At 54.7% G+C, this 14,043-nt stretch carries 14 protein-coding genes; 6 read left to right on the forward strand and 8 right to left on the reverse strand.

The window, feature by feature from the left end; genetic code table 11:
* Positions 1-60 precede the first annotated feature (60 nt).
* Entirely contained in the window at positions 61-774 is a 714-nt protein-coding gene (locus J9880_RS14450) for a phosphatase PAP2 family protein (protein WP_095922786.1), read from the reverse strand.
* Positions 775-834: 60 nt separating this feature from the next.
* On the reverse strand, positions 835-1,809 hold the full coding sequence (locus J9880_RS14455) for a CobW family GTP-binding protein (RefSeq protein ID WP_232769512.1): 975 nt from the start codon (positions 1,807-1,809) through the stop codon (positions 835-837).
* A 214-nt stretch (positions 1,810-2,023) separates the two neighbouring features.
* Between J9880_RS14455 and J9880_RS14460 the strand changes: the two genes are divergently transcribed.
* A complete protein-coding gene (locus J9880_RS14460) occupies positions 2,024-2,335 on the forward strand; it encodes a hypothetical protein (protein ID WP_119822545.1) in 312 nt (103 codons plus the stop codon).
* A gap of 249 nt (positions 2,336-2,584) precedes the next feature.
* A complete protein-coding gene (locus tag J9880_RS14465; RefSeq protein WP_095922783.1) occupies positions 2,585-3,316 on the forward strand; it encodes an FCD domain-containing protein in 732 nt (243 codons plus the stop codon).
* Positions 3,317-3,419: 103 nt separating this feature from the next.
* Here the strand turns inward: J9880_RS14465 and J9880_RS14470 are convergent, their stop codons facing one another.
* Both J9880_RS14470 and yeiP read right to left on the reverse strand, forming a co-directional pair.
* Positions 3,420-4,889 (reverse strand): mannitol dehydrogenase family protein, encoded by a 1,470-nt coding sequence (locus tag J9880_RS14470; protein ID WP_095922782.1) that lies wholly within the window; start codon positions 4,887-4,889, stop codon positions 3,420-3,422.
* 269 nt (positions 4,890-5,158) lie between these two features.
* Positions 5,159-5,731: an elongation factor P-like protein YeiP gene (yeiP, locus tag J9880_RS14475; RefSeq protein WP_095922781.1), complete on the reverse strand. Its 573-nt coding sequence runs from the start codon at positions 5,729-5,731 to the stop codon at positions 5,159-5,161.
* Between the two features lie 244 nt (positions 5,732-5,975).
* On the opposite strand from yeiP, the gene J9880_RS14480 reads away from it, so the two are divergent.
* Complete coding sequence (locus J9880_RS14480; RefSeq protein WP_095922780.1) at positions 5,976-6,230, forward strand: YkgJ family cysteine cluster protein; 255 nt, start codon at positions 5,976-5,978, stop codon at positions 6,228-6,230.
* On the opposite strand, the gene J9880_RS14485 is transcribed toward J9880_RS14480, so the two are convergent.
* Together J9880_RS14485 and J9880_RS14490 are read right to left on the reverse strand one after the other, a co-directional pair.
* The gene (locus J9880_RS14485) at positions 6,227-7,441 is read right to left on the reverse strand and encodes a sugar efflux transporter (protein WP_095922779.1); all 1,215 of its coding nucleotides are present in this window, start codon (positions 7,439-7,441) and stop codon (positions 6,227-6,229) included. The genes J9880_RS14480 and J9880_RS14485 overlap by 4 nt on opposite strands.
* A gap of 58 nt (positions 7,442-7,499) precedes the next feature.
* Complete coding sequence (locus tag J9880_RS14490; RefSeq protein ID WP_232769513.1) at positions 7,500-7,661, reverse strand: hypothetical protein; 162 nt, start codon at positions 7,659-7,661, stop codon at positions 7,500-7,502.
* Between the two features lie 243 nt (positions 7,662-7,904).
* On the opposite strand from J9880_RS14490, the gene fruB reads away from it, so the two are divergent.
* Genes fruB through fruA form a run of 3 tightly spaced genes read left to right on the forward strand, consistent with a single transcriptional unit; the run spans position 7,905 to position 11,683 of the window.
* Positions 7,905-9,035, forward strand: a complete 1,131-nt coding sequence (fruB, locus tag J9880_RS14495) for a fused PTS fructose transporter subunit IIA/HPr protein (RefSeq protein WP_119822543.1) — start codon at positions 7,905-7,907, stop codon at positions 9,033-9,035.
* Positions 9,032-9,967, forward strand: coding sequence for a 1-phosphofructokinase (gene fruK, locus J9880_RS14500; RefSeq protein WP_056778537.1), 936 nt, complete (start codon positions 9,032-9,034; stop codon positions 9,965-9,967). Before fruB ends, fruK begins: the two co-directional genes overlap by 4 nt.
* Positions 9,968-9,982: 15 nt before the next feature.
* Complete coding sequence (gene fruA, locus J9880_RS14505; protein WP_119822542.1) at positions 9,983-11,683, forward strand: PTS fructose transporter subunit IIBC; 1,701 nt, start codon at positions 9,983-9,985, stop codon at positions 11,681-11,683.
* A gap of 262 nt (positions 11,684-11,945) precedes the next feature.
* On the opposite strand, the gene nfo is transcribed toward fruA, so the two are convergent.
* Positions 11,946-12,812, reverse strand: coding sequence for a deoxyribonuclease IV (nfo, locus tag J9880_RS14510; protein ID WP_232769514.1), 867 nt, complete (start codon positions 12,810-12,812; stop codon positions 11,946-11,948).
* A 90-nt stretch (positions 12,813-12,902) separates the two neighbouring features.
* On the reverse strand, positions 12,903-14,009 hold the full coding sequence (locus tag J9880_RS14515) for a YeiH family protein (RefSeq protein WP_195817373.1): 1,107 nt from the start codon (positions 14,007-14,009) through the stop codon (positions 12,903-12,905).
* Positions 14,010-14,043 lie beyond the last annotated feature (34 nt).

Below are 14,043 nucleotides of genomic sequence, written 5' to 3' on the forward strand. Positions count from 1 at the left end.
AAAGGCCCGGCAGATCATCAACATCTGTCGGGCCATAACTTTTCTGTATATATCTAAAAATCAGACCGGCGTCTTAGGATTTTTGGTACCGGGTAATTTTTTCTCCAGCCAGTTAATCAGCGCATCGCTGGCGGGGGTCATCAGCCACCAGCTGGCACCGACCAGCACCACAGACATCGATCCGACCGCGATATCGGTGAACCAGTGCGCGCCAATCATCACACGCGGTAGCGAGAAGATAATGGTGATGAGCACGGCGATAGCAAACGCAGACTTGCTCAGGTAGCGCAGCATAAAGCACGAGAAAATAATCAGCATCATGCCGTGGTCACCGGGGAAGCTGTCACTGGAGGCATCTTTTGTCGGAATGCCGGTCAGTTCGCTCACGCGGTTTACGCCAGGGAAGCTCAGCGACGGGCTTTTATGGCTGACAGGCAACAAATGCCCGAGCTGGTTCAGCACCACGGCGGTGAGCAGCATCACCACGCCGATCACAATATAGCGGCGGCGCCCGGCGGTATCCTGCTTCAGGAAGTAGCTCAGATAGAGCAATCCCATCGCCAGCAGCGAAATCAGGTCAAAAGCCCGGTTATTGGTCACTGCGACGAGATGCAGGAACCAGGCGTCAGTCGCCAGATGCTGGTTAAAGAAGAAGAAAATCGATTTATCAATCGGGAACCAGAAACCATGATTCGCCGGCAGATAGAAAGATAAAAACAAGGCAACACCCAATACATTGAGTATCAGGATTGCGGGAATATTTCGGCGCCACATAAAGGAAGACCTATTCTTAGCAGGATAAGGAATAATTTATTCAGCGTTAACTTAATCCGTTTAACCTAAACGAACCTTCAACAAGGATGATTGTATTGTATTCCATTGTGCCTCATTTTGAGTAATCAGCTCAATCCGGCTGTCTGACGGCGCCACCGGTTTGGTTTCGATATGCAAATCGTTGCCCTGACGGTTAATCAGTATCGTGCCTTCTTTAATACGAATAATGCCTTTCACCCGGTCAACCGGCACCGCCCGCGCCCAGTCGAGAATGCCTGCGGTATCAAATTGCGTGTCACCATCAAATATCCAGCCACAACTGGTGTAACCGTCCGCCTGATTGAGGGCACGACGCCAGCGCTGATTCCCCGGCAGGCTCAGTGCCGCCAGCCCCTGTTTCGCCGCATGCGCATGATGATGTTTCCCTTCCGGTAAGTCGGCAAGATTCAGGCGGGGTAAATCGAGCAGGGCCGGATCAATCACGCCCTGTGAGGCTGTCACCAGACGACGCTCGCGACCTTGACGTTGATACCACTCTTCCAGTTTCTGCCTGTCCTGGGGCTGAGCCACATCCGACTTATTGGCGACAATAATGTCAGCCGCCGCCAGCTGATCGCGGAAGTTTTCGTTTTCAGTTACCCGCTGATCGCTCAGCTGACGCGCATCCACCAGGCACAGGGTAGCGTTCAGCGTCAGCCAGTTGCGGTAAACGTCGGAGGTTAACAAAGACAGGATCTGTTTCGGATGTCCGAGACCGGTGGGTTCAATCAGCAGACGGTCAGGTTTGGCCTGCTGCAATAACATATTCAGGCCAACCTGCATCGGCAAACCATTCACGCAACACATGCAACCGCCGGGAATTTCTTTCAGGACTGCGCCACTGTCAGCCAGCAATGCGCCGTCAACTCCGACTTCACCGAATTCATTGACCAGCACGGCCCATTTCTCACCTTCAGGTTTCTGAGCCAGCAGATGGCGCACCGTCGTGGTTTTGCCGCTTCCCAGAAAGCCGGTGATCAGGTTGGTTTTCGTCATGGTTGCCGATCCTTTTTGAAAAATTCACCCGCCAATGTGCAGCGACTCATTAAGAAAATCCAGCGTTGTGCCGATGAATAACATGGATTGCTTATTTCTGCCCGCCGCGACGGCAAAATATTTTGCCGGAGAGCGTGAAAATTTAATTAGATGTATTAATGTTAAATTGCGGTTACGTGAAGTTTAAAATTTACAACAATGATGAGGTGTCACCATGAACAGAACAACCTGCTTACTGTTTTTGGGAGTCATGGCCTCAGGGACGATTCAGTTTGCCAATGCCGCCGCTTCAGGCGGAATAATTCATATTACGGGTTCGATTGTTGAAGCAGGATGTAACTTCAATACCGCGCGCAACAAGGTGATCAGCGACTGTGACCACGGTGGGAAACAGGTGCGGCAGGTGCATGCGCTGAGTGTGGATAATCCTTCCTCATTCTCGCTGCCGATGTCACTCGGACATGTCACCACGAAGCAGGTCAACAATAATCCTCATCTCGCCGTCATGACCGTGAGCTACAACTAAGCTCACGAAAAAGATTAACAGGACTGATAAGTTTCAGGCCGGTCACGCTAGGCGCGGCGTAACACCCGCCACAGGTGGCCGGACAACTTCACAAACTGGCTGGCCCAATTTTGATCGGGCCGTCAGTTTTCTATTCCCGTCCTTTCCCTTTCTGCCGACATGTTATAATTTCCTCTCTTATTTCAGGCATCAGAACCCGTAATCAGGTGTCGGACCAATTGCGTGCGTGTCACAGACAGGGGCAACATTATGCGACTTTATCAGGAAATTGGCGGCCATCTGCGTCGTGATATCCATGCCGGGAAATATGCCCCTGGCGATCGTCTTCCGCCGGAACGTGATATTGCCGAGTCTTACTCGGTGAGCCGCAGCGTGGTGCGTGAAGCACTCATTATGCTGGAGCTGGAAAAAGTGGTCGAGGTGCGCAAAGGCTCCGGTGTGTATGTTCTGCATCAGCCGGAAAACAGCCAGCCGGAAGGCGCGGACAGCGGATACGGGCCATTCGAACTGTTACAGGCGCGGCAATTGCTGGAAAGTGAAGTGGCCGCCTTTGCGGCGATGCAGGCCACCAAAACCGATATTCTGCAAATGCGTGATGCGATTGATGCTCAGCGGGAGTGCATTGCGCGGGGCGTATCGGACGACGTTGAGGATCAGCGGTTTCATGCCCTGCTGGCGCAGGCGTCTCAAAACAGCGTGCTGGTTAAACTGGTGGATGATTTATGGCAGATCCGTCAGCGCAGCCCGATGTGGCTGGGAATTCATCAGCATGTCGGCGATAAAAATTACAGCCAGATCTGGTTGCAGGATCACCAGACCATCTTGCAGGCCGTGCTGCGGCGGGATCCGAAAGCCGCCAAGCAGGCGATGTGGCAGCATCTGGAAAATGTGAAGGATATGCTGTTGCAGGTGTCTGACGCGGATGACCCGTCTTTTGACGGATTCCTTTTTTCATCGGTGCCTTCCGAACTGAACGACTGATTTCTCCGCTGCTGATTTTCCCCGTGATTTTCCACGCTAATAATAAAAAACGGCTGCCTGTGAGCAGCCGCTTTCTATTTTCCGTATAACCTGCCGGGCTTAATTAACCGACATATTTCGCGACGGTTTTCTTCGCGCCGATCCTTTGCAGGTCCGCATAAGCATTGAGGATCGCCTGCACGACTTTTTCTTCCTGCGGCAACTGCTCGCCAAATACGCCATTCAGCGCCAGCAGGGCTTTCACGCGCGGTTCGCCATCTTCGGTTGACGCCACAATTTGCGCCACCGTGTCTGCCATCGGGTCTTTAATCTCGATAGCCTGACCGGCATCGTCGGTGCCGCCGACATAGCGCATCCAGCCAGCCACGCCCAGCGCCAGCAGTTCATACGAACCGCCATTTTTTACGTGCCAGCGGATGGAGTCGAGCATACGTTGCGGAAGTTTCTGCGTACCGTCCATGGCGATTTGCCAGGTGCGGTGTTTCAGTGCCGGATTGCTGTAACGCGCAATCAGGCTGTCGGCGTAGGCGCTGAGATCGACACCTTCAACGCTCAGCGTCGGTGCCTGTTCATGCAGCATCAGCTGGTGAGCCGCGGCTTTATAGTTGGCATCTTCCATGCAGTCGTTAATGTGCTGATAACCCGCCAGATAGCCGAGGTAAGCCAGGAAAGAGTGGCTGCCGTTCAGCATGCGCAGTTTCATCTGCTCGAAAGGCAGAACGTCAGACACCATCTGCGCACCGGCTTTTTCCCAGTCAGGACGACCGGCAACAAAATGATCTTCCACCACCCACTGGATGAAGGGTTCGCAGGCAATACCGCACGGATCTGTCACGCCACCCAGCGCCTCGGTGATTTCTTCCAGCGTATTTTCCGTCGCGGCAGGCACAATGCGGTCAACCATGGTGCTTGGGAAAGAAACATTGCCGGTGATCCATTCCGTCAGTTCGGCGGAACGGGCTTTCGCCATGCCCAGCACGGCATTTTTTACCACCAGACCATTTTCAGGAATATTATCGCAGCATAAAACCGTAAAGCCCGGCAGACCGCGCTCATGGCGCAAACGCAGCGCTTCCACTAACACACCCGGCGCGGTACAAGGTGCTTGTCCGCCCGCCAGATCCTGCTGAATTTTCGGGTTCTGCAAATCCAGTTCGCCCGTTCCCGGCTCAATGCAGTAGCCTTTTTCGGTAATGGTCAGGGAAACAATCGCCACCTGCGGTTCGGTGAGTTTTTCAAGCACCGCATCCAGACCGTCAATGCCGCCGTGCACGGATTCGTGCGCCGAACCAATGATAATGGCCTGATTGCCGTCTGCGCCTTTTTCCAGCACGGTGAACAGATGGTTTTGCTCGCGCAATTGTTTGATCAACGCTTCATTGCCAAACAGGCTGATTTCGCAGATACCCCAGTCGCCGCCCTGCTGATTCAATACGCGGTTGGTCAGCAACGCCTGATGGGCGCGGTGGAAAGCGCCGAATCCCAGGTGAACAATACGGCTTTTCAGTGCATCGCGATCATAAGCAGGCAATGACACTTCTGCAGGCAGGGACGCTGTGGCAATAGTTTTCATGCAATACTCCAGGCAAGTCAGAAATTAGTAATTGGTCAGGCCAAATTGGGGCTGTTTACCCGTCAGTTGAATTTTATGCTGGATAAAGCGACGATTTAAGCCGAAATCAGGGCTTAGAGTGTAAAGTCATATGATAGAAAGGGGAATTGGTAAGTCCAGACAGCCACTCATTTTGTGATGCAGATCCACAGTCTGTGGAATTAATGGCAAAAAGCAGACAATAAAAAAGGAACGCCGGAGCGTTCCTTTCGCAGAGCAGGGCGGTCTGATTAATCCGCACGGCCCATATAACGACGTTCCGCGATATGAATGCGGATTTTATCGCCAGAGCTGAGGTATTCAGGCACCTGGATGCTCAGGCCGGTAGCCATGACCGCAGGTTTGGTTCGGGAGCTGGCGGAAGCGCCTTTGATGCCCGGTGCCGTTTCCACGATTTCCAGATCCACCGTCTGTGGCATTTCCAGCGCCAGTAACTGGCTGTCCAGTGTCAGCACCTGCATACCCTGCAAACCTTCCTCAGGGATGAACAACAGTTCGTCTTCGATCTGCGCCTTATTAAAGGTGTACGGCGTGAAGTCCTCATCATCCATAAAGATGTACTCATCGCCATCGACGTAAGAGAAGTTCACTTTACGACGGGTCAGGCTGACGGTATCGAGAATATCGTCGCCTTTGAAGCGTTCTTCCACTTTGCCGCCAGTGCGTACGTCAGCGAAACGCATTTTGTACAGGGTGCTGGCACCACGGGCGCTTGGGCTTTGAACATCGATGTCTTTTACCAGCAGCAATTTGCCGTCGTAGTTCACGACGAAGCCGCGTTTAATTTCGTTAGCACGTGCCATATAAATAACCTGTCAGCAGAGAGATAAATAATTTGCGACACGTTACCCGCGCCGCTGAATTCAGGCAAGCGGATAGCGTAAAAAGAGTCGCGAAAACCCGCTTTATGACCCATTTTTTGCGCCTGTTCTGTCCGCGTGAAAAATGTTCGGTATAGCCTGTTAAAGGATAGTAAATATTTCGCTGGTGGCGCATAACGCCGCCTGCTATTGTCGCGCCTCAAAATGAGGCCTGAGGAGGCTGTTGATGGACTGTCGTACCGATTGCGGAGCCTGTTGCATCGCGCCTTCAATTTCCAGCCCGATCCCGGGGATGCCAGACGGCAAACCGGCGAATACCCGCTGTGTTCAGCTGGCGGATAATTTCCTGTGTAAGATTTTCACCTCACCGCTGCGCCCGAAAGTGTGCGCCAGCCTGCAGGCCAGCCGCGAGATGTGTTTCACCCATCGCGACCAGGCCCTGACGTACCTGATTAAGCTGGAAGCGGATACTGCGCCTTAAACCACCGCAGCCGGAATTTCTTCCGCCGGTTTATCGACGTTTTTCACATTCCAGATACACAGCACGGAACCAACCACCATCGCCAGCGCGGCATAAAACACGGCATGATAAGTCCAGAACTGCGCAATCACGCCCGCCAGCGAACCGGCAAGGATCCAGCCCGCACGCGTTGAATTGGTAAACAGCGTGGTGGCCGCACCGGCCTGACCCGGCATCAGATCCTGAAAATACAACATGCCGATCCCGGCCAGAATGCCGATGAAAATCGCGTTCAGCAGCTGTAAAGCAATCAGCATGGCCGCGCCGGTGGTAAACAGAATACAACCGTAGAAAATCACCCCTGCGACTACCGCAAACCGCATCAGGAAGCGTTTCCCCAACTGCTTCGCCAGATACCCGGCAATCAGCATGGTGGGGATTTCCAGACAAGCCGCACTGCCCATCAGCACGCCCGCCAGTTTCTCCGGCAAGCCCAACTCACGCACCACATACAACGGCATATTGATCAGATAAATACTGTTCGCCGCCCACATCAGGGAACACGCGATAAACAGCATCAGCGTATCGCGGCGGTTACGGCGGGGGGCTTCCAGCGTGGCGGTGGTCTTGATGTGTGCTTTAGGCATTGAAGGCAGGAACATCCACACCATCACCCCGCACAGCAGGAAGGCCAGCGTGGCGGCGCAATACATAAAGGTAAAGCCAAAGCCCATAGAAAGGGCGAAAGCCAGCGGCGGACCCACCACCCAGGCGAGTGACACCTGCGCACGCAAAATAGAGCTGAACATCACGGCTTCACGGCCGGTTTTTTCGGAATGCTCCCGTGCCAGCGCGAACATCTGCGGGTTCGCCGTGGAGCCAAAACTCGACAGCAACACGCCGATGAACAGCAGAATAAAGTAGTTGCGGTTGAAGGCGAAAAGCACGCACGCCAGCGCGCCGAGAATGCAGCAATACAGGATCAGCGTTTTGCGATCGCCGCGTTTATCTGACCATGTCGCCAGCAACTGACTGACGAAAATGCCAATCACGGCGCTGCCGGTAAAGAAAATGCCGACCATGAACGGGCTGACATGAACCTGCGATGTCAGAAACAGGCTGAGCGTCGGGGTCTGTAAGGCGCCTGCAATACCGGTAAGAAAGGCGATGATCAGAAAAGCCGTTGATGTCATGTCGGGTAAACGGCGGGCTGACGTTGTAGAAATTCGCATTAGCTAAGTGAACCAGAGAAAAGGAAGGGGACGAAATTTGCGCGAATGTTACGTCAGTTTAAAAAAAACAAAAACAGGTTTTGATCATCAAAAATGTAAACCCGAGTGAATTTGCCATACTGAATAATAAAACCGCACGTTGTGCCAAAAACAACCCAACGGAGGGGCGCTCATTCACGCCGTAAAAACCACGACGCTGACGGTCAGCTTGCGTCAGCATTTTCCGTCAGCCTGACTTCAGCATTTGCGTTAAGTTATTCGTTTCAGAAAGCGCTTAGAAAGGAAACTGTGCGTAGCATCAAAAAATTGTTACGCAAAATCAGGGAAAGCTTGCTTTAAAAACTGGCCGGAATGAGACTCCCTGAAACGTTTCAGCGTTGTCAGCTTTTCTCCTGAAATCTGACGGCGCTCCTTTTTTCTCAGTAAAGCTGAAACGATTCAATTTCAGCAGGAGAGGAGAATTATGTTCCAACTGTCACAGCAAGATATTCATCTCGGTGCGGCTGCCAGCGATAAGCAGGACGCTATTCGTCAGGTTGCAGCAGCACTGACTCAGGCCGGTCGCGTCAGCGAAGGCTATGTAGACGGCATGCTGGCGCGTGAGCTGCAAACCTCTACGTACCTTGGCAACGGCATCGCCATCCCGCACGGCACCACCGATACCCGTGATCTGGTGCTCGACACCGGCGTACAAGTTTTCCAGTTCCCGCAGGGTATTACCTGGGGCGAAGGCCAGACGGCGTATGTCGTTATCGGCATTGCCGCCCGCTCTGACGAACACCTTGGTTTGCTGCGTCAGCTGACGCACGTACTGAGTGACGACAGCGTGGCCGATCGTCTGGCAAAAACAGATTCAGCTGAAGAATTACGCAGCCTGCTGATGGGCGAAAAGAATGCCGCTGAATTCCTGTTTGATACCCAGCTGATCGCGGTTGACGTGGCGGCTGAAAGCCTGATCACGTTACAGGCGCTGAACGCCGGTCGCCTGAAAGAAATTGGCGCGGTCGACACGGCGTTTGTCAGCGACGTCATCAGCCGTCAGCCGCTGAATCTGGGGCAGGGCATCTGGCTCAGCGACAGCACCGAAGGCAATCTGAAAAGTGCCGCCACGGTCAGCCGTGCAAAGCAGGCCTTTGATCTGAATGGCGAAAAAGTTTCCATGCTGCTGACGATTTCCGTCGCAGATGACCAGCCGCTCGATGTGCTGAATTACCTCAGTGATTTACTGATTGCCAACAAAGCTGAACGCTTGCTGACGGCAGATTCCGTCGGTGTGCTGGCATTGCTGACCCGTGAAGTGGAAGAACAAGCCAACGTGCTGACTGCGGAATACGTTATCCGTAACGAACACGGTCTGCACGCGCGTCCGGGTACTGCGCTGGTGAACGTGATCAAACAGTTCAGCAGCGAAATTACGGTCACCAATCTGGATGGCAGCGGTAAACCGGCTAACGGCCGCAGCCTGATGAAAGTCGTGGCGCTGGGCGTTAAAAAAGGTCATCACCTGCGCTTTACTGCCAGCGGTGAAGATGCCGAACTGGCATTAAAAACCATCGGTGAAGCCATTTCTGAAGGTCTTGGGGAGGGCGCATGAGCCGCAGAGTTGCCACTATTACGTTAAACCCGGCGTACGATTTAGTCGGCTATGTGCCTGAAATCGAACGCGGTGAAGTCAATCTGGTGCAAACCACCGGTCTGCACGCCGCAGGTAAAGGCATCAACGTGGCGAAAGTGCTGAAAGATCTCGGCATCGACGTCACCGTGGGCGGTTTCCTCGGGAAAGAAAATCAGGACGGCTTCCAGCTGTTATTCAGCGATCTGGGCATTGCTAACCGCTTCCAGGTGGTCAATGGCCGTACCCGTATCAACGTCAAACTGACCGAAAAAGACGGCGAAGTCAGCGACTTCAACTTCTCCGGTTTCAACGTCACCCCTGCCGACTGGGAACGTTTCGTGACCGATTCCCTGTCATGGCTCGGTCAGTTCGACATGGTTGCCGTCAGCGGCAGTCTGCCTGCCGGCGTTGATCCTGACGCATTCACCGACTGGATGAAACGTCTGCGTGCTCAATGCCCGTGCATCATCTTCGACAGCAGCCGTGAAGCACTGGTTGCCGGTCTGAAAGCCGCGCCGTGGCTGGTGAAACCAAACCGCCGTGAGCTGGAAATCTGGGCTGGCCGTAAATTGCCGGAACTGAGTGACGTGGTTGAAGCCGCGCACGCCTTGCGTGATCAGGGGATCGCCCACGTGGTGATTTCTCTGGGCGCTGAAGGTGCCTTGTGGGTGAACGCATCCGGTGCGTGGATCGCCAAACCGCCAGCCTGTGAAGTCGTCAGCACCGTGGGTGCCGGTGATTCTATGGTCGGTGGTCTGATTTACGGTTTGCTGATGCGCGAATCCAGTGAACATACGCTGCGACTGGCCACTGCCGTTGCCGCCCTGGCTGTCAGCCAGAGTAATGTCGGCGTCACCGATCGTCCGCAGCTCGCGGCGATGATGGCCCGTGTTGATCTGAAACCCTTTTAATCCGCAGGAGGCAGAATGAAAACGCTGCTGATGACAGACAGTTCGCTGGGACAAGCTCGCAGCCAACTGGCGAAAAAATTACTCGCTGCTGCTGCGGCGAAAGCCGGACACCAGCTGACCGAACAGATCGCTGAGGCTGATGTGGTGATCGTTGCCGGTGAAACCGTGCCAGATGACGCGGCACTGACCGGCAAAAACATGTATACCGGCGATGTGGCTGAGGCAGTTCGTGAGCCGGAAGCTTTCCTGCAACGCGCACTGGCCGAAGCCAAACCTTATGTTGCACCGGTTGCGACTGCCGTTGCTGCTCCGGCTGCCAGCGGTCCGAAACGTATCGTCGCAATCACCGCTTGCCCGACCGGTGTGGCTCACACCTTTATGGCTGCGGAAGCGATTGAAACTGAAGCGAAAAAACGTGGCTGGTGGGTCAAAGTTGAAACCCGCGGTTCTGTGGGCGCAGGCAATGCCATCACGCCGGAAGAAGTCGCAGCGGCCGATCTGGTGATCGTCGCGGCAGACATCGAAGTGGATCTGGCGAAATTTGCCGGTAAGCCGATGTACCGCACTTCTACCGGTCTGGCACTGAAAAAGACCAAACAGGAACTGGATAAAGCCCTGGTTGAAGCTGAAGTGTTTTCGCCGGCCTCTCAGGGTGCAGCGACAGGCGCGAAGAAAAAAGAAGCAGGCGGTACGGGCCCTTACCGTCACCTGCTGACCGGCGTGTCTTACATGCTGCCGATGGTAGTGGCGGGCGGTCTGTGTATCGCGCTGTCGTTTGTCTTCGGTATCAAAGCGTTTGAAGTCAAAGGCACACTGGCGGCGGCACTGATGCAAATCGGTGGCGCATCCGCCTTTGCCCTGATGGTTCCTGTGCTGGCAGGCTTTATTGCCTTCTCCATCGCTGACCGTCCGGGTCTGACCCCGGGTCTTATCGGCGGCATGCTGGCGGTGAGCACGGGCGCAGGTTTCCTCGGCGGTATCATTGCCGGTTTCCTGGCGGGTTACGTGGCGAAAGCCATCAGCGGCAAGCTGAAGTTACCGCAAAGTATGGAAGCGCTGAAACCTATCCTGATCATTCCGCTGGTGGCGAGTCTGATTACCGGTCTGGTGATGATTTATGTTGTCGGTACGCCGGTGGCGAAAATCATGGCAGGTCTGACCGCATGGCTGCAATCTCTGGGCACTGCGAATGCGGTACTGCTGGGTGCTATCCTCGGTGCGATGATGTGTACCGATATGGGTGGCCCGGTGAACAAAGCGTCTTACGCCTTTGGTGTCGCACTGCTGAGTTCTTCCGTCTACGGTCCGATGGCCGCCATCATGGCAGCCGGTATGGTGCCACCGCTGGCCATGGGTCTGGCAACGATTCTGGCGAGCAAGAAGTTCGAGCAGGGTGAACGCGAAGGCGGTAAAGCGGCGCTGGTTCTGGGTCTGTGCTTTATCTCTGAAGGAGCGATCCCGTTCGCGGCCCGTGACCCGATGCGTGTTCTGCCTTGCTGTATCGCCGGTGGCGCGCTGACAGGTGCTCTGTCTATGGCGTTCCATGCGCAACTGATGGCACCGCATGGTGGTCTGTTCGTGCTGCTGATCCCGGGTGCAATTACCCCAATCCTCGGTTATCTGGTGGCGATTATCGCCGGTACCGTGCTGGCAGGTGGTGCATACGCGATTCTGAAACGTTCAGATGCAGCGGTCGCGGCAAAAGCGGCGGCATAACGGTAAATCGTTAAAAGCCAAAAGGCGCGACATGTGAATGTCGCGCCTTTTTTATTGCCCCTTCTCTGCGAAAAAAAAGAGAGTATGGAGCTGAGTCTTTCTGTTTTTTTACTCCTCCCCCTGCGAAGGGGGAGGCGGGGAGGGGGTTTTAAGGACTCACATCCTTGCCCATGCACACTTCAGCTTTCGTTTTTGACCTTAATACCCCAGCCCAACCCTCCCCTTCGCAGGGGAGGGAGCCGACCGGAATTTACTGTACAAACTACGCGGCGGCTTCGTCATTCTCTGACTTCTGCTGCGCTTTCAGCCAGGCGATTTCATCTTTCCAGATATCCGGATCCACCGTTTCGAGGATCATCGGGATGCCGTCGAAACGGGCATCTTTCATCATCCAGCTGAACACCGTGTTGCCGATATTCCCTTCGCCGAGGCTGTGGTGGCGGTCGACGCGGCTGTTGAACTCGCTTTTCGCGTCGTTGAGGTGCATACCGCGCAGGTATTTAAAGCCCACGACATCTTCAAAGTATTGAAAGGTTTTCTCGCATTCTTCTACCGTGCGCAGATCGTAGCCCGCAGCAAAAGCGTGGCAGGTATCGATGCAGACGCCGACACGGCTTTTGTCTTCCACGCCGTCGATGATTTTCGCCAGATGCTCGAAACGAAAGCCCAGATTGCTGCCCTGACCGGCGGTGTTTTCGATCACAGCGGTCACGCCTTGGGTTTTATCCAGCGCGATGTTCAGGGATTCAGAAATCCGCTCAAGGCATTTATCTTCTTCGATTTGCATCAGGTGGCTGCCCGGATGGAAATTCAGCAGCGACAAGCCAAGCTGTTCACAACGTTGCAGCTCATCGAGAAACGCCTCGCGGGATTTCTCCAGCGCCTCAGTCACCGGGTGCCCGAGGTTAATCAGGTAGCTGTCATGCGGCAAAATCTGGTTGCTCTTGTAGCCGTATTTTTCACAGGCCGCTTTGAATTTTTCGATGACATCTTCCGGCAAGGCTGCCGCTTTCCACTGCCGCTGATTCTTGGTGAAAAGCGCAAAAGCCGTGGCTTCCAGTTCGTGTGCCCTCAGAACCGCCTGATCGACACCCCCGGCTGCACTCACGTGTGCTCCCACAAACTTCATTTTTGCTCCTCAGTTATTCATCGCGTTTATGGACGAATGATAGCGCCTCCGGGCAGGAGGCGCAGCACCGAAGTGTTAAAAGTCGCAACATCAGCCAAAAAGATGCTGAACCAGCTGGTTGATACCGGCACCGCCAACAATCAGCCAGATGAACAGCACAGCCGCCAGCAGCATGGGTTTCAGACCCGCCTGACGCAATGCGCTCATGTGAGTGGTCAGGCCGAGAGCCGCCATCGCCATCGCCAGCAACACGGTATCGAGCGTGATCAGCGCCGGGATCCAGCTGTGCGGCAGAATATCCAGTGAGTTAAATGCCGCCACCAGAATGAACAGCAGGGCAAACCAAGGAATGGTGATGTTGCGCATGCCTGCATTCTGACCACCTTGCTGCACCACTTTGCGAGATTTCCAGCCAGAGAGCAGCAGCAGGAACGGTGCCAGCATCATCACGCGGATCATTTTGGCGATCACCGCTGCATTTTCTGCATCCGGGCTGACACCCTGACCCGCCGCGACGACCTGCGCCACTTCATGCACCGTTGAACCGGTATAGATGCCGAACTGGGCAGCGGTTACGCTCAGCCAGTGGTATTGCGCATTCAGATGCCACAGCCACGGATACAGGAAGATTGCCGCTGTACCGAAGATAACCACGGTCGCCACCGCGACAGTGACCTTCTCGGCTTTGGCTTCCAGCACGGGTTCTGTCGCCATGACCGCCGCCGCGCCGCAAATGCTGCTGCCCGCGCCGATCAGCATGGACGTGTCGCGGTCGAGCTTAAACACCCGCTGACCGAGCCAGCAGGCGAGGGTGAAGGTGGAACACAGCATCAGGGCGTCGATCAGAATACCGGTGGCACCGACATCGGCGATTTGCGCGAACGTCAGCCGCAAGCCGTAAAGAATAATCCCCAGACGCAGCAGCCGCTGTTTCGCCAGTGTCACGCCTTCCTCACACCAGGGTTTTGCCGCCGGATACAGGGTGTTGCCGATCACCATACCGATGACAATCGCCATCGTCAGCGCGCTGAGACCCAGATGGTTCAGCGCCGGAATGTCGCTCAGCCAGACCGCCAGCGCGGTGATCACGCCGGTCAGTGCCAGGCCGGGTAACACGCGGCGCAAAGCTGACAGAAGTGAAGCATCGTGTTTATCCGTCGTCTTTCTCTCTTCGCGTTTAAGCGCAAATGTATTCATCGTCCGTTCCTCGTTCAGGAGTGATGACATAAGG

It is taken from the genome of Rahnella victoriana (assembly GCF_021276285.1).
Lineage (GTDB): Bacteria > Pseudomonadota > Gammaproteobacteria > Enterobacterales > Enterobacteriaceae > Rahnella > Rahnella victoriana.